At 62.9% G+C, this 21,700-nt stretch carries 22 protein-coding genes; 11 read left to right on the top strand and 11 right to left on the bottom strand.

Features of this window, described 5'->3' with window-relative positions:
- Window positions 1-95: 95 nt before the first annotated feature.
- Window positions 96-938, bottom strand: a complete 843-nt coding sequence (locus tag SR882_RS04315) for a flagellin N-terminal helical domain-containing protein (RefSeq protein WP_322522114.1) — start codon at window positions 936-938, stop codon at window positions 96-98.
- A 348-nt stretch (window positions 939-1,286) separates the two neighbouring features.
- On the opposite strand from SR882_RS04315, the gene glgP reads away from it, so the two are divergent.
- A complete protein-coding gene (gene glgP, locus SR882_RS04310) occupies window positions 1,287-3,842 on the top strand; it encodes an alpha-glucan family phosphorylase (RefSeq protein ID WP_322522113.1) in 2,556 nt (851 codons plus the stop codon).
- Window positions 3,843-4,007: 165 nt separating this feature from the next.
- Here glgP and SR882_RS04305 read toward each other — a convergent pair whose 3' ends face one another.
- Window positions 4,008-4,667 carry an endonuclease III domain-containing protein gene (locus tag SR882_RS04305; protein WP_407653365.1) on the bottom strand — a complete coding sequence of 220 codons (660 nt, stop codon included), beginning with the start codon at window positions 4,665-4,667 and terminating at the stop codon, window positions 4,008-4,010.
- Between the two features lie 226 nt (window positions 4,668-4,893).
- Here SR882_RS04305 and msrA point away from each other — a divergent pair, with 226 nt between their 5' ends.
- From msrA to SR882_RS04290, 3 genes are read left to right on the top strand one after another with little or no spacing between them, the layout of a single operon-like run.
- On the top strand, window positions 4,894-5,364 hold the full coding sequence (msrA, locus tag SR882_RS04300) for a peptide-methionine (S)-S-oxide reductase MsrA (protein WP_322522111.1): 471 nt from the start codon (window positions 4,894-4,896) through the stop codon (window positions 5,362-5,364).
- Window positions 5,365-5,384: 20 nt separating this feature from the next.
- Window positions 5,385-5,567, top strand: coding sequence for a PLDc N-terminal domain-containing protein (locus tag SR882_RS04295; RefSeq protein WP_322522110.1), 183 nt, complete (start codon window positions 5,385-5,387; stop codon window positions 5,565-5,567).
- A gap of 18 nt (window positions 5,568-5,585) precedes the next feature.
- The gene (locus SR882_RS04290) at window positions 5,586-5,945 is read left to right on the top strand and encodes a DUF488 domain-containing protein (protein ID WP_322522109.1); all 360 of its coding nucleotides are present in this window, start codon (window positions 5,586-5,588) and stop codon (window positions 5,943-5,945) included.
- Window positions 5,946-6,096: 151 nt separating this feature from the next.
- On the opposite strand, the gene SR882_RS04285 is transcribed toward SR882_RS04290, so the two are convergent.
- Window positions 6,097-6,888: a helix-turn-helix transcriptional regulator gene (locus tag SR882_RS04285; protein ID WP_322522108.1), complete on the bottom strand. Its 792-nt coding sequence runs from the start codon at window positions 6,886-6,888 to the stop codon at window positions 6,097-6,099.
- A gap of 252 nt (window positions 6,889-7,140) precedes the next feature.
- On the opposite strand from SR882_RS04285, the gene SR882_RS04280 reads away from it, so the two are divergent.
- Together SR882_RS04280 and SR882_RS04275 are read left to right on the top strand one after the other, a co-directional pair.
- A complete protein-coding gene (locus tag SR882_RS04280) occupies window positions 7,141-7,542 on the top strand; it encodes a hypothetical protein (RefSeq protein WP_322522107.1) in 402 nt (133 codons plus the stop codon).
- Window positions 7,543-7,558: 16 nt separating this feature from the next.
- Window positions 7,559-8,569: an autotransporter outer membrane beta-barrel domain-containing protein gene (locus SR882_RS04275; RefSeq protein WP_322522106.1), complete on the top strand. Its 1,011-nt coding sequence runs from the start codon at window positions 7,559-7,561 to the stop codon at window positions 8,567-8,569.
- Window positions 8,570-8,757: 188 nt separating this feature from the next.
- Here SR882_RS04275 and SR882_RS04270 read toward each other — a convergent pair whose 3' ends face one another.
- The 3 genes from SR882_RS04270 to SR882_RS04260 form a co-directional block, all read right to left on the bottom strand.
- Window positions 8,758-9,531, bottom strand: coding sequence for an ABC transporter permease (locus tag SR882_RS04270; RefSeq protein ID WP_322522386.1), 774 nt, complete (start codon window positions 9,529-9,531; stop codon window positions 8,758-8,760).
- Between the two features lie 59 nt (window positions 9,532-9,590).
- Window positions 9,591-10,544 (bottom strand): ABC transporter ATP-binding protein, encoded by a 954-nt coding sequence (locus SR882_RS04265; protein ID WP_322522385.1) that lies wholly within the window; start codon window positions 10,542-10,544, stop codon window positions 9,591-9,593.
- A 65-nt stretch (window positions 10,545-10,609) separates the two neighbouring features.
- On the bottom strand, window positions 10,610-11,218 hold the full coding sequence (locus tag SR882_RS04260) for a trimeric intracellular cation channel family protein (RefSeq protein WP_322522105.1): 609 nt from the start codon (window positions 11,216-11,218) through the stop codon (window positions 10,610-10,612).
- A 212-nt stretch (window positions 11,219-11,430) separates the two neighbouring features.
- Here SR882_RS04260 and hemN point away from each other — a divergent pair, with 212 nt between their 5' ends.
- Window positions 11,431-12,816, top strand: a complete 1,386-nt coding sequence (gene hemN, locus SR882_RS04255; protein ID WP_322522104.1) for an oxygen-independent coproporphyrinogen III oxidase — start codon at window positions 11,431-11,433, stop codon at window positions 12,814-12,816.
- Window positions 12,817-13,051: 235 nt separating this feature from the next.
- Here the strand turns inward: hemN and SR882_RS04250 are convergent, their stop codons facing one another.
- Window positions 13,052-14,242 carry an NnrS family protein gene (locus tag SR882_RS04250; protein WP_322522103.1) on the bottom strand — a complete coding sequence of 397 codons (1,191 nt, stop codon included), beginning with the start codon at window positions 14,240-14,242 and terminating at the stop codon, window positions 13,052-13,054.
- Window positions 14,239-14,643, bottom strand: coding sequence for a hemerythrin domain-containing protein (locus tag SR882_RS04245; protein ID WP_322522102.1), 405 nt, complete (start codon window positions 14,641-14,643; stop codon window positions 14,239-14,241). Before SR882_RS04245 ends, SR882_RS04250 begins: the two co-directional genes overlap by 4 nt.
- A 104-nt stretch (window positions 14,644-14,747) precedes the next feature.
- Here SR882_RS04245 and SR882_RS04240 point away from each other — a divergent pair, with 104 nt between their 5' ends.
- The 4 genes from SR882_RS04240 (at window position 14,748) to SR882_RS04225 (ending at window position 17,880) form a co-directional block, all read left to right on the top strand.
- Entirely contained in the window at window positions 14,748-15,260 is a 513-nt protein-coding gene (locus tag SR882_RS04240) for an RrF2 family transcriptional regulator (protein WP_322522101.1), read from the top strand.
- Window positions 15,261-15,565: 305 nt separating this feature from the next.
- Window positions 15,566-16,039 (top strand): diaminobutyrate acetyltransferase, encoded by a 474-nt coding sequence (ectA, locus tag SR882_RS04235; protein ID WP_322522100.1) that lies wholly within the window; start codon window positions 15,566-15,568, stop codon window positions 16,037-16,039.
- 93 nt (window positions 16,040-16,132) lie between these two features.
- Window positions 16,133-17,407 carry a diaminobutyrate--2-oxoglutarate transaminase gene (gene ectB, locus SR882_RS04230; RefSeq protein WP_322522099.1) on the top strand — a complete coding sequence of 425 codons (1,275 nt, stop codon included), beginning with the start codon at window positions 16,133-16,135 and terminating at the stop codon, window positions 17,405-17,407.
- Between the two features lie 62 nt (window positions 17,408-17,469).
- Window positions 17,470-17,880: an ectoine synthase gene (locus SR882_RS04225; protein WP_125198400.1), complete on the top strand. Its 411-nt coding sequence runs from the start codon at window positions 17,470-17,472 to the stop codon at window positions 17,878-17,880.
- A gap of 102 nt (window positions 17,881-17,982) precedes the next feature.
- Here SR882_RS04225 and SR882_RS04220 read toward each other — a convergent pair whose 3' ends face one another.
- The 3 genes from SR882_RS04220 to SR882_RS04210 form a co-directional block, all read right to left on the bottom strand.
- Window positions 17,983-18,324, bottom strand: a complete 342-nt coding sequence (locus SR882_RS04220; protein ID WP_322522098.1) for a DUF2853 family protein — start codon at window positions 18,322-18,324, stop codon at window positions 17,983-17,985.
- A gap of 180 nt (window positions 18,325-18,504) precedes the next feature.
- On the bottom strand, window positions 18,505-18,945 hold the full coding sequence (locus tag SR882_RS04215) for a hypothetical protein (protein ID WP_322522097.1): 441 nt from the start codon (window positions 18,943-18,945) through the stop codon (window positions 18,505-18,507).
- A 241-nt stretch (window positions 18,946-19,186) separates the two neighbouring features.
- Complete coding sequence (locus tag SR882_RS04210) at window positions 19,187-21,661, bottom strand: DNA internalization-related competence protein ComEC/Rec2 (RefSeq protein WP_322522096.1); 2,475 nt, start codon at window positions 21,659-21,661, stop codon at window positions 19,187-19,189.
- Between the last annotated feature and the right edge of the window lie 39 nt (window positions 21,662-21,700).

The following is a 21,700-nucleotide window of genomic DNA, read 5'->3' as shown; positions in this document are numbered from 1 at the left end:
TGGGTTCCGATGTGACTGTTTGGGGAAAACCCCACCGCTCCAATTGACGAGCCGGGACCCTAAGGTCGCCGGCCCATCCATTTCCGTCTCGGCTATTAGCCCAGGAGGCCCAGTACTGACTGCGGCGCCTGGTTGGCCTGGGTCAGCACGGAAGTGCCGGCCTGCTGCAGGATCTGCGCCTTGGACAACTGAGCCGTCTCCTTGGCGAAATCCGCATCCTGAATCCGCGAACGAGCTGCCGATTCGTTGACAACGAAGTTGTTCAGGTTGTCGATGGTTACTTCAAATCGATTCTGGATCGAGCCAAGCTGAGCTCGAGTGGTGTCAACCGCGGTGATGGACGCGTCCAGGGCGCTGATGGTCGACATGATATCGCCAAACGATGCGCCGGAACCGATAGCTGCATCACCCGACAACGCGGCGCCGATGGTTGCCGACACGTTCGCCAGACTGAACACGATCTGGTTGTCGGACGTCGTGTTCGCACCCACCTGGAACGTCGCGCCGTTGGAGATATCGCCGTTAAGCACTTTCTGGCCGTTGAACTCGGTGTTCGTTACGATCCGGCCAAGCTCATCCTGCAGCTGCGCGAACTCCGCCTGAAGGTTTTCGCGATCGCTTTTGCTGTTGGTGGAGTTGGCCGACTGCACCGCGAGATCACGCATGCGCTGCATGGTGTCGGTCAGTGAGCCCAGCGCACCCTCAGCAGTCTGCGCCATGGAAATGCCATCGTTCGCGTTGCGAGCCGCGACTTCCGAACCACGGATCTGAGTGGTCAGACGGTTGGCGATCGCGAGACCGGCGGCATCGTCCTTGGCACTGTTGATACGCAGGCCAGTGGACAGACGCTCGAGCGAGGTCTGCAGCGTGTTGTTGGTGTTGCGCAGTGCGTTCTGGCCCTGCAGCGAGAAGATGTTTGTGTTTACGACACTTGCCATGATGATAACCCCTTACGACGTTGCGTAAATTCCGGCCCTTGGCCTTTGTTGGACAAGACGCCTTTCAGGTCGCCTTGCTGAGCTTATCGGCTGAGTCCTGAGAAACTTTAGCCTCGATTTTCATCCGATCTTTGCTGGATGCCTTTTCGGCTTTTCTCGGGCTTCGGGCCGGTTGGTCACGACTCCCGGTTCTGGCATCCGTAGAGGGTATCGGCGCTATCTGGAGAAACTTTAGTCTCGTCATGCGTCTCGCTCGCCCCACCGCGCGCCGCCCCAGTCGAAGACCACTAACGACCTGTCACAAAGCCGCACTACACTCCTCGAACCAATTCAACGAGAGCGAGCGCCGTGCCCACCATCCACCACCTGGAAGTTCGTCCTTCCCTGCCTCCCACACTCGCGAATTTGAGCGAACTGGCCGGCAATCTCCACTACAGCCGGTCGCGGGCGGTGCGGGATCTGTTTGACGCCATCGACGCGGACACCTGGGCGCAGGTGGAGGGCAATCCGATTCGGTTTCTGCAGCTAGTGCCGCAGGCGCGGCTTGACGAAGCGGCTGGCGATTCGGCATTCCTGGCGGAGCTGGCGGCAGCCTGGCGGGATTTCGAGGTGCATTGCGCCGATGATCGCGCGGATGCCATCGGTCCGGCGTTCGACTCGCAGGAGACGGTGGCGTATTTCTGTGCCGAATTCGGATTTCACGAGTCCCTGCCCATCTATTCCGGCGGGCTCGGGATCCTGGCGGGCGATCACTGCAAGGCGGCATCGGACCTGGGCGTGCCGCTGGTTGGCGTGGGGCTGCTTTACCGGCAGGGCTACTTCCAGCAGTGCATCGATGCGCAGGGGCGCCAGCATCCGCGCTTTGAGGACCTGGACTTCTCCCACCTGCCGATCCGGCTAGCCATGCGGGAGGGCGCGCCCACCCAGGTGAAGGTGGAATACCCGGGCCGCGTCGTGACGGCGCAAGTGTGGGAGGCGCGGATTGGACGGGTACGCGTCTATCTGCTGGATACCGATGTGACCGACAACGCGGCGGCGGATCGGGAGATCACACGCCGGCTTTACGGCGGTGACCGACGCCGGCGGCTCGAGCAGGAAATGCTGCTGGGCTTGGGTGGCGTGCGGGCGTTGCGGACATTGGGCATCACGCCCTCGGCCTGGCATATCAATGAGGGACACGCGGCCTTCTCGATTCTCGAGCGAGTGAGAGAACTCACCGCAGACGGACTGCCGTTCGAACCGGCCCTTAATGCCGTGGCCGCCTCGACCCTGTTCACCACCCACACGCCAGTGCCGGCCGGGCACGATACCTTCGCCCCGAGCTTGGTAGAGGCACACTTTGAGTCGCAACTGGAAGCGCTGGGGATCGAGGCACCAGAGCTACTGGCACTGGGCGCCGATCCGGCTCACGACGGCAAACATTTCAACATGACCGCTCTGGCCCTGCGTGGCTCACGTCAACACAACGGCGTCTCCCGTGTGCATGGCGAGGTTGCCGCACAGATGAGCCAAGCCTTCTGGCCGGAGGTGCCAACCGAGGAGAATCCGCTCAGCCACGTCACCAATGGCGTCCACGTCGAGACCTTCCTCAACCGGGATCTGACCCGTCTGTTCGACGCCACCCGCCGCGATTGGCGTGATCACCTGCACGAAGCAGCCATCGGCGAGATGGCCGGAAAAATCGAGGCCGGTCGTCTCTGGTCAATGCACCTGTCTGCCAAAACGCATCTGGTCAGCGACCTCAAGGCACGCCTGCAACGACAATCCGAGCGTTTCGGCGAGGGCCACGTGCGCCTCAAACAGCGTTGCCGCGTGCTGGACAAGCCGGTCGACGAGTTCCTCATGGTGGGTTTCGCGCGGCGCTTTGCCACCTACAAGCGCGCCACCCTGCTCTTTCGTGACCGCGAACGGCTTGCCCGTCTGATCGAGACCAGCCCACGACCAGTGGTGTTCGTCTTTGCCGGCAAGGCGCACCCCGCCGACGAACCGGGCCAGGCACTGTTGCAGACCATCCACGAACTGAGCCTCGAGCAACGTTTCGCCGGGCATGTTTTATTGATCGAGGGATACGATATGGGTCTCGCGAGGCGGTTGGTAGCCGGCTCCGATGTCTGGCTGAACACGCCGGAGTTCCCCATGGAAGCCTCGGGCACCTCCGGGCAGAAGGCGGGCATCAACGGTGTGCTCAATCTTTCCGTGGCCGATGGCTGGTGGGCGGAAGGGCATGATCACCAGCAGGGCGTCGCCAACGGCTGGTCGATTGCACCGACCCCGGAAGCGACCGACCGCGACGACCGCGAAGCCAATGATCTACTGACTTTGCTGGAAACCGAGGTGATTCCGTTGTTCGATCGCCGCGAGGCCGCAGGGGGCAGCGATACCAAGGGTCTGCCAAGCGACTGGATCGCCTGGCAACGCCATGCCATCGCCACCATCCTGCCGCGGTTCAATGCCTCTCGCATGGTGCGGGACTACGCCGAACACCACTACCGGAGAGCCATCGATGCACACCGCTTACTGGCACAAGACGACTATCGGGCCGCACGCGAGCGTGCCGACTTCGAACGCGATCTTGTCACCCACTGGGGTGGAGTCGGCGTAAAGGTCCTCCGCACACCCGAGTCGATCATGGACCAAGGCGAATCCTTGAGCATCGAAATCGAAACCACCAGCCCGGGACTGCCTCCCCATTCGCTCCGATGTGAGGCAGTGTTAAGTGAGGGGGGCTCTCGGCGGGTTGTCGTAGGCGAGCTGGTCGAGTCGCTGGACGGACAGGCATGGGGCCGGCATCGGATTGCGTTGCCCGCCGATCTGGCGGGGGAAGTCGATTATCGACTGAGAGTTGTGCCGACCCATGAGACGTTGCTGCATCCCTACGAGTTGGGGCGGATGCTTTGGTTGTAGCGAGACTGGTTTTGGTTTGGTCTGACTTTTAGAGCCGGACTGGCCTTGGGAACGTGGTTGCTTTGTTAACTGGATTGCCGCTTTTGTGGGAACGCGGCCGCGTCACGCGCTACTCCAAACGCGACGAGCCTCGTGACACCCTCAATGGCACCAAGGTGACTCGGCTTAGCCAAGTCGCAACACGGGCAATCGTCCGATCGTTTCCCGACCAACCCCATGCAGACACCGCTCACGCAATGGGCACTCAGCACAGGCCGGTTTAACTCGACAATGCGCCTTGGCGTGCTCGACGATCAGGCCGTGCCAGCGGGCCAGCCGGGTAGCGGTGGGCTCTTGAGTGTGGGTGAGCAGGTCGTCGGCCAGCTGGTCGTATTTGCGCGCCGCGGTTTCGGGAAAGCCGAGCCGGTGGAACAGTCGGCGAGTGTAGGTGTCAATTACCCAGACGGGGCGCTCGAGGGCATAGAGCAGGATGTCGTCGGCGGTCTCGTGGCCCACGCCGTGGATGGCAAGCAGCCAGTCGCGCAGTTCGCCGGTCGGGCGGTTCTTCAACGCGGCTAGGCCACCGGCCTCGTGCCAGGCGCACGTCATGGCTTTCAGACGGCGGGTCTTGATCCGGTAGAAGCCCGACGGGCGGATCAGTTCGGCGAGGTTCTCGTCCTCGAGGGCGAGGATGTCAGCGGCGGTCAGAACCTTTGCTGCGTGCAGGTTGGCTAAGGCCTTTTCGACGTTGCGCCAGTTGGTGTTCTGCGTGAGGACCGCGCCCACGGCGATCTCGAAGGCGCGATCCTCCGAATCCGTGGCGTATCCAGCCGGCCACCATGGCATCGCCTCGACTTGTTCCCCGCCGAGATGGCGCTGGTGGGCATCGAGCAGCCGGGGTTCGATCCATTCCAGGCAATCGGCAAGCGAATCGAAGGGCAACGGGCAGTCGACGGTCTTCACGGAACACGGGCTCCCAGATTGGTACGAATGACAGGGTCGGCATGCCGCATTCGAACGGGCGGCTGATGCGCTATGGTCATCGCATGGTAATCAAATCGGAGGCCAGACCGTGATTCAGGAAAACGACGTCGCCACTTTTGCCGCCGGCTGCTTCTGGGGCGTGGAGGATCGCTTCCGCCAGATGCCCGGCGTGATCGACGTAGTCTCGGGCTATACCGGGGGGCATGTCGATCACCCCGACTACCGTCAGGTTTGCAGCGGCGATACCGGGCATGCCGAGGCCGTCGAGGTGCGTTTCGACCCGGACCGCATCGGCTTCGAGGACCTGGTGCGGGCCTTCTTCGCCATGCACGATCCGACCACGCCGAATCGCCAGGGGCCCGACGTGGGCACGCAATATCGTTCCGCGATCTTCACCCATGGCCAGACTCAGCACGAGATAGCCGAACGGATGCGCGATGAGCAGCAAGCCACCCTGGATCGACCGATCGTTACCGAGATTGTGCCGGCTTCGGCCTTCTGGCCCGCCGAGGACTACCATCAACGTTACTTGGAGAAGCGCCGCGCCGGCGTACTCTAAACACCCGCAAGGAGACAGCGATGCTCGATTTTCCCTACGGTGGCCTGCTTGGCCTGATCATCCTCTTCCTGGATATCTACGCGATCATCAAGGTCGCGCAAAGCTCGGCCTCGGCCGGCATGAAGGCGTTGTGGATCGTCATCATTTTGTTCCTGCCGATCCTCGGCCTGATCGTCTGGTGGCTGTTCGGCCCAAAGGGCTGACGCTTCGGGGGTGAACCGATGCCAAACCTGTGCACGAAACGGGTTTACGACTCGCCCGAGCGCGACGATGGCTATCGCGTCCTGGTCGATCGGCTATGGCCTCGAGGCGTAAAAAAACAGGATCTCGCCCACGACGAGTGGCTCAAGACGGTCGCCCCGTCAGGCTCGCTGCGCCGCTGGTTCGGGCATGACCCGGACCGGTTTGCCGCGTTCACCGAACGCTATCGGAATGAGCTGGAAGGCAACGAGGAAGTCGAGCACCTGGCCGAGATTGCCGCCGAACGACCACTCACCCTCCTCTATGCCGCCAAGGACCGGGAGCACAATCATGCGATTGTGCTGGCTGATTTCATCAAAAAGTGCCTGAGCCAAGGCTGACCATCCCCACAAGCGCCGCCTCCAAACCCAGTCTCTCAACCTTCCGCCAACACACATCCTCACGCTCGCGGGTCATCAGCAACAAACGGTGGCGCTCGATACCGAATCTTGATACCCCAAGAACTTTTCTTTTGGTGGAAACGGCAACAGCTCAGCCTCCCCCAGAGGCGCCTAACCACAGCCCCATCAGTGCCGCTCGATTCGATACGCCGAACTTGCGATAGATTGACTTGACGTAATCGTGGGTGGTGTGGGGGCTGTGGCCCAATTGGTCGGCCACCTCCTTCTCTGACCCGCCTGTTAACAATTCGGTCAGCACGCGTCTTTCCGTGCGCGTCAGCGGTGCATCGGCGATTATGATGCCGCGGTTTAGCAATTGCCGGTGATGAAACCATTTCAATCCACGTAGCGCCGCTTCGACCGCATCCCGATCCCGCTCAGTAAAGCAGGGCTCGCCAAGGTGGCGATAAACACCGATATACACCTCGGCATCCACATTGACCGGACACCCCGCCCAAATGGCATCGCCCAGGTCGAAGCGTCGGTACATCTGTTGATAAAAATCTCCCTGAAACCAGTCATCAGGCACTAGATCGGCCAGGCGATTGGCGCGCAACCGCCCCGCAAACGACACATTGCGAATCGTGGTCAGGTCCACCTTCCCTTCCCGAACACGCTTATCGACAAAGCGCTCCATCTCACGCTCGTTTTTGAATGCACGCAGGGCGTGCTTGCCCTTGGGCCGCCAACCGCTGAATGGATCATTTGGACCGGCTTGAGGCATCCGCACTCCGGCAAACCAAATCGCATTCTGCCCGTTAACTAATTCACATAGCCCGGTTAATAAATGGTCTAGGGATGAATCAGGCTGCGCAGCATCGAAGTCCGCCAATTCATCCCAAAGCTGATGTATGCGAGAGGTGACCCTATCGGGGAGAGACATGCAGATTGGCTCCAGTACCGAATGTACTGAGGTGGACCTGGCCACCCCACGGCCTCCCATGGTGCCACACCCCCTGATCAGGGGATTCCACCTCCGCCTTCCGATAACGTAACGTTCTCATTCGCCTAACTAGCCGCATTCGGCCCAAACCAATTGAAACCCGGTTTCTGCAATGTTGCGCGCAAGGCCCCTTGCGGATTCAGAAAAGTTTTTCAAATCAAGTTAATGAACGGCTCAGGACCCTGCCATCCGATGAAAAGCATTGTTACCAAGAAAAGCCCTCTCCTCCTGCTTCCCCTACTGGTGGCCCTTTTATCTGGCTGCTACGAATACGAGGAAGTATTGGATGCCCACCTAGCCAGCACGCAACAGTCAGAAGCAACACCCGATCGGGTGTTGACCGAGTTGCTGGAGACCACGGAGTTGAGTCTAAACACGTCTGAACGCAAGGAAATGCAAGCCCATATCGAGTCCTTCTCGGCAGAAAGAAGGCGGGTGATCCTGGCCCACCTGAAAACCGCGCAAGGGGAGAAAGCCACGAGCCAAAGCGGCGCCCGGATAAGCTGGTCCGATTCTGACAGCGCCAGCTATCCCATCCCCTCGGGCGAGACAAGAGTCCAGTTTCTTCAACAATTAATGACAACCAGCGACTGATAGCAGGATCTGAATAATGACCAAAAAAAGCGTCGGGCTCGGACTGGCAGCCATTCTCTTCTCCGCCAGCGGTACTGTTGTCGCAGCGGAGTCTGAACAAACACAACGACTCAAACAGTTGCTCGAAGGCATCGAAAGTGGGCAAATCGACCCGAAACTCCGGGCGGCTTTCGTGGAGAACCGACTCACTCCCAAAGAGGGGACCATAGGCGCTTGGATAGATTACCGACACTCGGAACTGGAAGACCAGCGCCGCGATGTTGGCAAAACCAGCGACAGTGACAGCTACGCGGTCGGCATCGACTATCGCATCACGGCGCGGACTGTTATCGGCATCTCACTCCTCGAACAGGACACGGAAACCCGGTCGGACCCTTCCGACGGCGCCACCCGTGGCTACAGCGTCATCGACGACGACACCCGCGGCATCGGCCTGTACGGCATGCACATGTTGGATAGCGGCGTATCGATTGATGCAGCGATCACCTACCTGCAAACAGACAGCGACATAACGGACTTCTCGACCCTGGCTCCGCCAAGCCAGAAATCGACCGACGGAAGCAGTGTCGTTCTCGACATCGGGGCTTCCGCCTTCTACCCCCTGAATGACCGTCTATGGGCCTCAGGGCGGGCGGCTTTCAGTTACATCCACGGTGAGCAGGATTCCTACCAGGATGAGTTCGACCGACGGCAGGACAATCAGGATTACGAGGTTGGAACGGCCTCAATCAATGCCAATCTGAATTACGCTGCCACTGATGCAATTGTGCCCTATGCGGGTATCAACCTCGGCTACGACGTTTTCTCTGACGCTGGCGCTCCGGCACTGGTAAGAAACCCAGGCGGTTCGATCGCTACCGCCGTTCCATTCCAGGACGAGCGCAACCGTCTTTCCTATGGCTTTCAACTCGGCATCAACTGGCATGTCATGGATAACCTGACCATGCGTGCGGGTTACCAGCGTCAGCAATGGGGCAGTGATCTCTTCACCGATACGGTAGGCGCCAACCTACGCTATGTGTTCTGATCGCACCGGCTGAGGTACATCGGCGATCTCGCAACCTGGTCACACGGTAAAGGGCCATGTCTTGTCCCTTATCTGTCGGCAGGCAACGCTGCTTTAGACCGCCTGGATTGGATGCCACTCGATGCGACTTGCATGGCACGGAGTCGCATGGGGTTGCTCCTGCCAGCCCTGGACTCAGGCAACTCCGCTCAACCGCGCAGACCAATACCCTTGCGGAACAGGCGCAGCACGTAGAGGTAGGCGATCAGGATGCCGACGGCGAGGATGGCGTAGGTGCTCCAGATCGGCACGTCGCTGATGCCCAGCATGGCGTAGCGAAAGCCGTTGATGATGTAGAGGATCGGGTTGTAGAGCGAGGCCTGCTGCCAGAATTCCGACAGCATGTTGATCGAGTAGAACACCCCGCCCAGGTAGGTCAGTGGCGTGAGCACGAAGGTCGGCACGATCGAGATATGATCGAAGTGCGTGGCGTAGACGGCGTTGATCAGCCCGCCCAGGGCGAACAGGATCGAGGTCATCAGGGCCACGCCGAACAGGTTGAGCACACTGTGGACCGAGAGCTCGGCGAACAGCAACGCGACCAGCGTCACCGCCCCGCCGACCGTCAGGCCGCGCGCCACCCCGCCGGCGGCGTAACCGACGATGATCAGCCAGTTGGGCATCGGCGAGACCATCAGTTCCTCGATATGGCGGGCAAACTTGGCGCCGAAGAACGAGGAGACCGAGTTGGCGTAACTCTGCGTGATCACCGACATCAGGATCAGGCCAGGCACCAGGTACTGGATGTAGGGCACGCCGTCGATCTCGCCGATGCGCGGCCCGATCAAATGACCGAACACCACGAAGTACAGGGCGGTCATGATCATCGGCGGCAGCACGGTCTGCACCCAGATGCGGCCGAAGCGCAGGATCTCGCGGGTCAGCAGCATGACGAAGGCGTTCCACGCCCCGCGCGTGGTCAGCCCCACGGCCTTCTCCCCCGGGCCCTGCTGATCGAATGCGTCGCTTTGCGAACGGATGCTCATGAACGCTCCTCGGCATTGGTGGCACTGGCGGCGGCATCGTCATCCTGCACCAGGCGCAGAAACAGCTCCTCGAGCCGGTTGGTCTTGTTCTTCATGCGCTCGATCACGATGCCGTGACCGCGCAGCACGTCGAACACGCCGGTCAGCTCCTGGCCGCGGCTCAGGTCGACCTCGATAGTCTCGTCGTCGATCAGTCGTGAGCCGACCACGGGCATCTCCGGCAAGGATTCCACCGGCTCACGGGCATACAGCACAAACGTCTCCTGCGAGAGCTTGGCCAAGAGGTTGCGCATCGAGTTGTGCTCGACGATGCGCCCCTCGTTGATGATCGCGATATTGCGGCACAGGGCCTCGGCTTCCTCGAGGTAGTGCGTGGTCAGGATGATCGTGGTGCCCTGCTTGTTGATCTGGGTGAGAAAGTCCCACATGCCGCGGCGCAACTCGATGTCCACGCCCGCGGTGGGCTCGTCGAGGATCAGCATGCGCGGGCTGTGCACCAGGGCGCGGGCGATCATCAGGCGGCGTTTCATGCCGCCCGAGAGTGCCCGGGCCATGCCCTCGCGCTTCTCAAACAGGCCCAGTTGCTTCAACAGCTCGTGGGCGCGCTTCTTGGCCGCCTTGCGGGTCATGCCGTAGAAGCCGCCCTGGTTGATGACGACTTCCTCGACCGGCTCGAACTGGTTGAAGTTGAATTCCTGCGGCACCACGCCGATCTGCGCCTTGACCCAGGCGCGATCGCGGTCGAGATCGTGACCGAACACCTTTACGGAGCCGGCGGTCTTGTTGACCAGCGAACAGAGGATGCCGATGGTGGTCGACTTGCCCGCCCCGTTGGGGCCCAGCAGGGCGAAGAAGTCGCCCTCGGCGATGGCAAGCTCGATACCCTTGAGGGCACGGGTGCCCCCCTCGTAGGTCTTCTCGAGCTCATAGATCTCGACGGCATTGTTCATGACGTTTTCCATGGCATTGCTCATGAAGGACTCGCGATGCGTTGAAACGTGTGGTGGTCCGGCTTTCAGCGGTCGGCGGACGGCAGGTGCCAGTGATAGCGAATGCCCAGCCCGCGCACGATCAGGGCGACGCTGAACCCGAGGATCACCGCGGCGATCGGCCAGGAAAGCCAGTGGGCGAACAGAACATAGACGATCCCGCCGGCCAGCGCGGCCGAGGCGTAGATCTCGCGGTGCAGCAGCAGCGGCGGCTCGCCGGCCAGTACGTCACGGATCAACCCGCCGAAGGCCGCCGTCATGATGCCCATCATCACCGCGATCATCGGGTTGGCATCCATCGACAGCGCGATCTGCGTGCCAATGACGCAGAAGGCCGCCAGCCCCACGGCATCGGCCCAGGGCAGCCAGTTGGCCCGCTGATGGACCGGCTTGCTGGCGAAGAAGGTAGCAATCGCCACCACCGCAGCGATCACCAGGTACTCCCACTGCGTCAACCAGAACACCGGCCGATCGAGCAACAGATCCCGCAGCGTGCCGCCACCGATGCCGGTGACGGTCGCGAGGATCAGGAACCCCATCAGGTCCATGCGCTTGCGATCAGCCACCAGCGCGCCACTGACGGCGAATACCGCCGTACCGAAGTAATCCAACCACTGCAGCATCTCGCCGATCACGCCTGTCTCCCTGTATCTCCAATCGGCGCCGCCGTCCGAACGCCCCGCGGGCCGCGAAGGATAGCCAGTCGAACGGTCGGGGAAAACCCCAGCAACTTGTCCCGGCCTTGAACCGCATTTCCCGAGCATTCTACTCGGACGACGGGATAACGCGGGTGGGGCTACACTTCGCGCTTGCCGTCATCCAGTCCAACAACCGCCTACCGACGCCCATGAGCCAGACTGAAATCCCGTTCGACGCCGACCTGATCCGCCGCTACGACACCAGCGGGCCGCGCTATACCTCCTACCCCACTGCGGTGCAATTTCACGACGGCTTCACCGAGGCCGACTACCGGACGGCAGCCGCCCGTTCGAACGCCATCGGCGGGCCGCTGTCGCTGTACCTGCACATCCCGTTCTGCGACACGGTCTGCTACTACTGCGCCTGCAACAAGGTGGTGACCAAGGACCGCGCCAAGGCGCGCCCGTACCTGGACGATGTCTACCGCGAGATGGCACTCCAATCGGCGCTGTTCGACGCCGGCCGCCCGGTCGACCAGCTCCACTGGGGCGGTGGCACGCCCACCTTCCTCTCGCACGACGAGATGCGCGAGTTGATGGCGAAGACCGGCGAGCACTTCGCGCTCAAGACGGACGATTCGGGCGAGTACTCGATCGAGATCGACCCGCGCGAGGCCGATGCCGCCACCATCCGCCTGCTGCGCGAGATCGGTTTCAACCGCATCAGCCTCGGCGTACAGGACTTCGACCCCGACGTGCAGAAGGCCGTCAACCGCGTACAGAGCTTCGAGGAGACCCGCGAGGTGGTCGAGACCGCCCGCGAGCAGGATTTCCACGGAGTGAGCATCGACCTGATCTACGGCCTGCCGCACCAGTCGCGCGACCGCTTCATGCGCACCCTCGACCGGGTGATCGAGCTCGATCCCGACCGGCTGTCGATCTTCAACTACGCCCACCTGCCGAGTCGCTTCAAGCCGCAGCGGCGGATCGCCGGTGACGACCTGCCCAGCCCGGCGGAAAAGCTCGACATCCTCGGCTCGACCATCGGCTACCTGCAGCACGCCGGGTACGTACTGATCGGAATGGACCACTTCGCCAAGCCGGACGACCCGCTCGCGATCGCCCAGCGCGAGGGCACGCTGCAGCGCAATTTCCAGGGCTATTCCACCCATGCCGAGTGCGACATGGTCGCGATGGGCGCCTCCTCGATCAGCCAGGTGGGCGGCGTGTTCAGCCAGAACGTCAAGGAACTCGACGGGTACCACGACGCGGTGACGGCCGGCCGCCTGCCGATCGAGAAGGGGGTGGCAATCACCGAGGAAGACGTGCTGCGCCGGCACGTGATCACCGAACTGATCTGCCACTTCCGGCTCTCGATTCCTGAGATCGAACAGCGGTTCGATGTCGACTTCGCTGACCACTTCAGCGGTGCCCTCGACGAGCTGGCCGACATGGCCCGTGACGAGCTGGTCACCATCACGCCCGAGGCGATCGAGGTTCAGCCACGCGGACGCCTGCTGATCCGCAACGTCTGCATGGCCTTCGACGAGTACCACGGCAGCCTCGATGGCCAGCGCTTCTCCAAGGTGATTTAGGGAACTTCTAAAGCGATTTCCCCAAGGCACCGGCCTGTTGGCTATCTTCTCCGCACCGGCGGTCAGGCATCGGCCTTAGGGAAGGTCTGCATGAATCCGATGCCGCTCTGCGTGCCAAGCTGGGCCCTGTGAGTTGTCCGTACTCGGCGTTGCACCACCTTGACGTGGCCACCGGCACGCCGACGGCGCCGCGCCTTGATTACGAACAACTCGCAGGGCCAGAGTGACAGCGGATTCATGCAGACCTTCGCCTGGCGACCAGCCACGGGCCGATCACCAGCAACATCGCAAGATAAACCAGCGCCAGCCCACCGGCCGTCAACGCGAGCCAGACCGGCTCGAGGCCCGGCCAGATCGGCAGCAGCAGTCGGCCGGCCACCACCGCGAGCAACACGACCAGTGCCGGCCGCAACCACTTGGGCAGGTGAATGGGCCGGCCGGTGTGCCCGGCACTCACGCGCGTCATCATGCCCATCGCCATCACCGCCAGCATGCCGAGGCCCAGCGCGTGCAACGGGCCATCCAGGCCGCCGGCCGGCAGACCGGCCAACACCGCCGCCAGCCACGCCAGTCCGACCAGCACCACGGACACGCCCAGGAACAGCAGCCACAACATCGGCTCGGTAAGCACCTTGCGGTGCCACCAGCGAACCAGCGCGTAGCCGCCGGTCACGGCGACCACGGCGGCGATGGTCGCTCCGACCAAAGGCATTACGTTCGGCAGGATCGGCTGGGCAAACAAGACAACGAACAGCAGCAACGGCCCGCCACCAAGGACGAAAGCCACGTAACGCCCGGTGTGCCGTGGCGGTATGCCCAGCCGGTTGGCCGAGAACGGCGGCACCACCCGCTGGGCGATGAACAGCAGCATCGCCACGATCGGCAACAACCCCAACCAGCCGTGGATGCCGGCCAGCCCGCCGTCATGCCGTTGCAGGGCGAAGAGCGCATCCGCCAGCACGATTCCAGCTAACGCGAGCACGAACATCAGGTTGTGCCACTGACGGGACAACAGGATCAGTCGGGCGGCGACGAACAGGATGCCCAGCTCGGCGGCAATCGAAAGGAGATACGGCCAGAACGGACTCGCTCCCATGAGTAGGAACGCGAGCCGCGCGGCGAGCCAGATCCCCAACACCAACAGCAGGCCGGCCGGGTGCCACGCGCGCCGACCAGTCCAGTTCTGCGCGGCGGTGGTGAGAAAGCCGGCGACCAGGGCCACGCCCACCCCGAAGGTCATCTCGTGGGCGTGCCAGCGCCAGTCGAACTGTCCGCCGTCGAACAGTCCCTGCATCGCGGCTCCCCAACCGCCGACGACCCAGACACCGGCCCAGAGACCCATCGCCAGCGTGGCGAACCCCAGCATCAACAGAAACCAGGGCCGGAAACCGACCGACAGGACGGGCCAGTGACGCCAATCACTCATACCGATTCTCCTACCTGCCCCGGTAAACAACCTTCCTGTAAATGATTGAACAACACGCGTTCCTCGAACCGCACATGGGCGACGAGCAATGCCCCCAGACGATGGCAACTGCCCTGGTCACACGCACCCTCGAGCACCTCGGTGAGCAGCGCTTCGATCTGGCGATGCTCATGCTGCATGCGATCGAGCTGCCCCGCCAGGGTCGTATCCTCGGGGCACTGCGCCCGCGCCTGACGGCCGATCGACTCCTCGGCCTCGAAGTGCGCCGCAAGCTCGCGTCGATGTTCGGCCAGCTCCCGGTGCAGCGCGTCATCGGGCTCGCCCCGCTGCAATCGACGTGCGATCTTCAGGGTGTGATGATGCTCGCGAGACAGGGGTTGCAGTCTTTCGTGACGTCGCATCGGGGCTCCTCCCGCGTGGCTGGCATTGGCCGGACAGAATATGCATACTGTCTGCATATTACAAACGCCACCCCTTCACTGAGCCACCCCTGAGAACGGACGCCATGCAGCTCAATCAGCAGACCGACTTCGCGTTTCGACTCCTGATGTATCTGGCCGACCAAGCCACCAGGAATGCCACGACAAAGGCCGCCACAGAGAGAACCACGGATGAGGCTACGGCAACGACTGCCCTGCCGAAGATCCGCGAGATCGCCGATTACTTCGACATCTCCTACAACCACCTGATGAAGGTGGCGAACACGCTGGCCGCACGTGGCTACGTCAAGGCGCGCCGCGGCAAAGGGGGCGGACTGGCACTGGCCCGCCCCGAGTCATGCATCTCGCTGGGTGCGGTCGCCCGCGACATGGAGGGCCATTGGGAACTGGTCGAGTGCTTCGGCACGACCGGCGACTGTCGGATCACGTCAAGCTGCCGGTTGGCACCGATCCTCGGCGAGGCTCTGGAGGCATTCTGGGCGGTGCTCGACCACTACACCCTTGCCGACATTGCCCACTTGCCTCCAGGTGAGACCCCACTGACCTTTCACCGTCATCCGCCGCAACACACGCAATAAAAGCCACTGCCTTCGGGAAAGGGCGGCGTGTGCCCAGAACAACCGGTCCCGACACGGCGCCACCATGCCGTCTTCTCGCCCCCATCGCACTAGTCGGCCGCTCCCCGATCCCCCGAACGCATTCCTTCCCTCATCAGGGCGGCACATGGACACCACGAACCGCATGACAGCGCCATTACAGCGTGATCGACAGGCCGACCCGACCACGGTGCCCGGTTGAGCTTTGCGCCTCATGCCCTATAATGGCCGCTCACTTATACGGACCTGATCGCGGCTGGAAACTGAACGCGGGCAGGCAAAAAAGCATGACGATTCATTTTCGTGAACCGCGCCTCGAGGATGGGGGTCGGATTCACCAACTGATCCAGCGAGCGGGCACGCTCGACCTCAACTCGGCCTACCTCTACTTCCTGCTTGCGGACCACTTCCGCTCGACCTGCGCCATCGCGGAAAACGGCGATGACCTTGTCGGTTTCGTCACGGCCTACCGTCTGCCGGACAACCCCGATTCGCTGTTTGTCTGGCAGATCGGCGTCGATGCCTCGGCACGCGGCCAGGGCGTCGCCTCCCGCCTGCTGAGCGCCCTTCAGGAGCGCGACTGGTTTACCGAGATCAAGCGCATCGAACTGACCATCGCCCCGGACAACCCGGCCTCCCAGGCCCTGTTCACCCGTTGGGCAGAAAAGCTGGGGCGCTCGATCCGCAGCGAGCCCTATCTCTCCAGTGAACTTCTCGGCGATGGCCATCAGCCGGAAGACCTCTACGTCATCGATCTCTGATCAACGACACCATCGTCCGGTGCGAAATGCGCCGGCGGTGCTATTTTCTTTTCGATCCCGATTTCTTTTTCAAGCTCAAGACGAGGACCTGTGATGAACATCGACCTGTTCGAGAAATACGAGTCCAACGTTCGCGGTTACATCCGCTCGTTCCCGACCATTTTCGTCAAATCCAAGAACGCCACCATGTGGGACCATCAGGGCAAGGCCTACATCGACTTTTTCGGTGGTGCCGGCTCCCTGAACTACGGCCACAACGATCCGGCCATCAAGCGCGCGATCATCGACTTCATCGAGCGTGACGGCGTCACCAACGCGCTCGACAAGGCGACCGACGCCAAGTACCTGTTCATCAAGAAGCTGCAGGAGACCATCCTTCAGCCGCGCGGCCTGGACTACAAGGTCCAGTTCGTCGGCCCGACCGGTACCAACGCGGTCGAGACCGCCCTGAAGCTGGCGCGCAAGGTCAAGGAGCGCTCGAAGATCGTCTCCTTCACCAACGCCTACCACGGCCACACCCTCGGTGCGCTCGCGGTCACCGGTAACGAGTTCTACCACGACGACTTCTACGGCGTGCCGCTGAACGTCACCAAGATGCCGTACGACAACTACTTCGACCCGACCGGCGAAGGCCAGATGGACAGCATCGACATGATGCGCCAGTACTACGAGGACGCCAGCTCGGGCTACGACCTGCCGGCCGGCATCATCGTCGAGACCATCCAGGGTGAAGGCGGCATCAACGTCGCCTCGGTCGAATGGCTCCAGAAGCTCGACAAGATGTGCAAGGACCTCGACATCCTGCTGATCGTCGACGACATCCAGGTGGGCAACGGCCGCACGGGCAACTTCTTCAGCTTCGAGCGTGCCGGCATCAAGCCGGACATCGTCACCATCTCCAAGTCGATCGGCACCGGCCTGCCGATGGCGATCGTGCTGATGCGTCCGGACATCGACGAGTGGTCGCCGGGCGAGCACACCGGCACCTTCCGCGGCAACTCGCTGGCCTTCGTCGCCGGCGCGACCGCGCTGGAGCGTTGGGAAACCGACGAGTTCTCCAAGGAAGTCGCCGAAAAGGGCAAGAAGGTCGAGGCGCGCTTCCAGGCCATCGCCGAGCGCCACAAGGATCTGATCTCCGACGTACGCGGCCTGGGCATGATCTGGGGCCTGCAATCCGAGGTCGAAGACTTCTGCAACGAAGTCTCCGCCGAGGCGTTCAAGCGTGGCCTGCTGGCCGAGACCGCCGGCGCTGACGACCAGGTGATCAAGTTCCTCGCCCCGCTCACCATCAGCGAGGAAGAGCTGAACAAGGGCCTGGATCTGCTCGACGAGTCGGTCGACGCCGCCGCGGCCGCTCGCAAGGGCTGATACACGCGAATGACGCCGCCCCGTCTTGCCGGCGGGGCCCTCAACCAGTTACGGAGTCAACCATGCTCGTACGTTATCTTGACCGGGACATCATCGGCACCGACCGCGAAGTCGAGGCCGAAAACGGCAACTGGGTCAGCCGTCGCCTGATCCTCGCCGACGACAAGGTGGGTTTTTCCTACAACGACACCATCATCCGCGCCGGCACGGAGACCTTCATCCACTACCAGAACCACATCGAAGCGGTCTACTGCGTGGGTGGCAACGGCGAGATCCACGACATCAATAACGATGTCACCTACCCGATCCGCGACGGGATGATGTATCTCCTCAATGATCCGGCCGCCGACAAGCACTACCTGCGCGGCGGTAGCGAGGACATGCGCCTGATCTGCGTGTTCAACCCGCCGCTGACCGGCCGTGAAGTCCACGACGAGAACGGCGTCTACCCGGCACTCAGCCTGGACGACTGATCACGACCGACCACCGGTTGGCCAACCGGCTGGCATGAAACGACGAAACCCCGACCTGTTCGCAGGCCGGGGTTTTTTGTTGTCGTGCTGAGAGGTTGCCGTTCAGGGGTAGGCCGCCTCCCGGCCGAAGTGTCGGGTCAGCAGGTAGTAGACGACGGCTCGATACTTGTGCCGGTTGGATCGGCCGTACTGATCGAACACCTTGCTGAGGGCCGCATCCAGATCCGGCCCGTCGGTCAGCCCCAACTTCTTGACCAGGAAGTGCTTCTTGATGTTCTCCACCTCGTCGGGGTCACTCGCCGCGACCACCGAGGCATCGGCGTTGTAGACGGCCGGCCCCAGCCCGGCGACCACGCGCCCCAGCAGGTCGCGATCCGGTGTCTCGCCACATTTCTCCCGAAGCTCCAGTGCGTACTTTTCGACCAACTCATCCCGACTGCTCATGGCGATTCCTCCGCATTGCCCATGACCTCGCCCACGACTTACCCGAGTGAGGATTCGTGCAACGACACACGACACCCTTAGATAGGTCAGTGCAGCGGGATTGACAAGGTTGGCGATGCAGGCAACCCGGACGACATCACGGGGTGGCCGATGGTGGGTCAGCCATAAATCAGCCATAAATCAGCCGGGGTTCTCACCGGGTTCGAACTGGCGCTGTCGGTTGATGTGCATGATCAGGACCAGGGCCTGGTGGGGGTCTTCGTCGCGTCGTGCCTCGGTAGCCTTGACGACCAGCCCTTCGAGAATCTGCCGAATACCGAGCTGCTCGTCGGCGTAGCGACGCATAACCACCAGGCGCATTCCTTCCTTGGTCCAGGTCAGCGGCAATTGCTGGGCGTAACGCGGCACGATCAGGGCCAGGCGATCCTTGGCGAAGAAGTCGAGATACACACCGTGGAGAATGCGAATACCGCGCTCGTCCGGATTCAGCGCACGCACCGATTCCGGCTGGCCATTGCGGCCATTGCGATTGTCGAGGCTCATATCGTCCGCGCCCACCTCCTTGAGGTATTGCTCGGCGGCGCGGATCTGCTCCTCGGAATACAGGCTGGTCGATTTCATCAGGGACCGGTCTTACCTCTGGGGCCGTGCCTCCCTGCCCGTCGAGCCGATTCCGTGGCCATACCCGCTCACTGTACGTGGATTTGCCACGTCGATGTCAGCCTCACCCCAATGTAGCGCATAGAGACATGGCACATCTGCGGGCGGGCATTTTCGTTAGCATAGGTTAGCAGAAGTCATGCCACCAACCGGACCCGCCCCGACACCACCGGTTGAGCGGACCGGGTATGCCGACGATCGGTCAGGGCGCCAAACGGTGCATCGACGCGGCCGGGCGACGCCATGGAAAGGGCCACTGCCCGGCGCGCTCGGCACGCACGCCGCCACGTTCAAGATGCAAGGCCCCATCCCGATCCGTGCGCCAGACCGTGGCGCCCGCCGCCTGCCAACGAGCCGTGACCGCCTCTCGTGGATGCCCCCAGCGATTGAGAAAGCCGGCACTGACCAGTGCCCGCCGGGCTCCGGTGGCGTTGATGAAGGCGGTAGTCGAGGAACTGGCCGAGCCGTGGTGCGGCACCAACACGGCATCGGCCTCCAACCGGGCATGGCGCAGCAGCCACTGCTCCGCGGCCGCCTCGATGTCGCCGGTCAGGAGAAGGCTCTCCGAGGCCCCCGCCACGTGCAGCACGCACGAGCGATCGTTGCTGGAGCCACGAGGAGCGCGAAGTAGCGAGAACCGCACCCCGTCCTGCGACCACTCCGACCCGTGCCGGCATGCCATGCCGGCCCCGGTGACACCGAACCGACCCTCCGTCAGGCCGACCACCGCGGCTTGCGGAAAGGCCTGCCGGATGGAGGCAAGCCCACCGGCGTGATCCATGGCGTCATGGCTGATCACGATCCGATCGAGTCGCGAGACATTCAGGGCTCGCAAGGCCGGCAGGACGATCGCCTCACCGGTATCGAACCGTCCATGCCGAGGCCCGGCGTCATACAACAAGTCGTGGTGGGCGGTCCGCAACAACACGGCCGCGCCCTGCCCCACATCCAGCACCACGGCCTCGAACTGTCCGGGCGCCGGTCGTGACGAGCCCACCAGCAGCGCCGGCAGCAACAAGACAATAGCCAGCACCCGCCCCGGGAACCGCCGCGGCAAACCGAGCCAGAGAACTCCGAGGGCGAACAGGGCCAGCACCAGCGGACCGGGTGGCGCGTGGTTGGAATCCGGAAAGATCGCCACCAGCCAGCCCAGCACCCCGAACAGCCTCTGACCGAGCCCGTCGATCAGCCAGGCCGGCCAGGCGGCAACCGCGGGGCTGATGAGCGCCAGGAACAGGGTGAGCAGTGCCAGCGGCGTGATCAACATGGAAACCAGCGGCACGGCCAGGAGATTCGCCGGCAACGAAGCGAAGGCGACCCGGTCGAACAGCCCCCAGGTCAGCGGCAGCAACCCCAGGGTCAGCAACCATTGCAGCCGCAGCAACTCCCAGGGCCGCCAGAGCCCTTCGCGGCCGCGAATCATGACAATGATCAGGAGCACCGCGGCAAACGACAGCCAGAATCCCATATCCAGCGGGGCAAAGGGATCGATCCCCATCACCAGCACGAAGGCAATAAGCCAGAGATCGAGCAGTCGCCAACGCCGCTGCATCAGCACCCCGAGCAACAGGACCGTCAGCATCAGTGCTGCCCGCAGGGTGGGGATCGACAGCCCGGCGATCAACGCGTAGCTCCAGGCGGCCAGCACGGCCGCCAGCGCGGCCAGTCGCTGGGCCGGCCAACCTCGGCTGATCGCCAGCCATCCCCAGCCGACGCGCACCAACCAGGCCGCCAGGGCCGCCACCATGCCGACGTGCAACCCCGAGATCGCGAGCAGATGGTTGGTGCCGGAGGCCAGCAGCCATTCCCATTGCCGGTCGCTCAGCTCGCCACGATCACCCAGCGCCAGCCCGTGCAGCAGCGCCGCCCCGGCCGACAACGGCCCATCGGCAGTGCGCCTTTCTGCTGCCGCCAGGGTTTCCTGCAACCGGGAGCGTGCGGCATCCCGCCAGCGATCGACCTGCGCGGCCCAGCCAGACGCCCTGCCAAGGTCAATCGGTTGACGCTCGCGCAGGTAGCCGGTGGCGAGTATCTGGTGGCGAAACAGGTAACGGCGGTAATCGAAGCCACCGGGGTTGGCGTGGCCGCGCAGGGGCTTGATGCGCGCCTTGAGGTCATAGCGGACACCGGGGATCAGTTCGACCCGCCCGGGAGGCGGGGTGTAATCACTGAGCTTGAGGCGCCCACCCGGGAGCAATCGCTGGCAGACCCGGGCAGCGCCCCGGTCATCCGGGTCGACCGCGCGGGCGGTCTGCACCGCGAAGGTAAGGCGACGGCGATCGACCCGGTCATCGACCAGACCCACGACCTTGCCTTTGAGCTGGCAGTCGACCCGGTCGGCGAACACGGGGGTCCGATCAACAAGTATCGCCACCGGCACCAGGGTATGCAACGCGCCAGCCACGCCGATCACGAGCAAGGCCCAGCGCGAGAAACCCTGCCGCCACGCGCCCAGCGCCAGCAACGCCAGACCGAGGACAAGCATCGCCCACCAGGCGCTGCCCACGGCGGCCAGACCCGAATCGACCAGCGCCCACCAAGGCACGAACCAGGCCAGCAGCGCCGCGCCGGCCCAGGCCAGCAACAACCAGCGTGCCGCCAGCCGCCGCTGCGGTGACCGTGCGCATACTTCCCCGGACGCCGAGGCCTTGCCTGGCGACATGACTTCCCTGTCCATCGTTGCCGCATCCCTGCCGACTTGCCCTGTCATTTGGCT

Origin of the sequence: Guyparkeria halophila (assembly GCF_034479635.1) — a bacterium.
Classification (GTDB): Bacteria; Pseudomonadota; Gammaproteobacteria; order Halothiobacillales; family Halothiobacillaceae; genus Guyparkeria; species Guyparkeria halophila.
The sequence above is the reverse complement of the archived record's forward strand: the minus strand, read 5'-3'. Positions and strand labels throughout refer to the sequence as shown.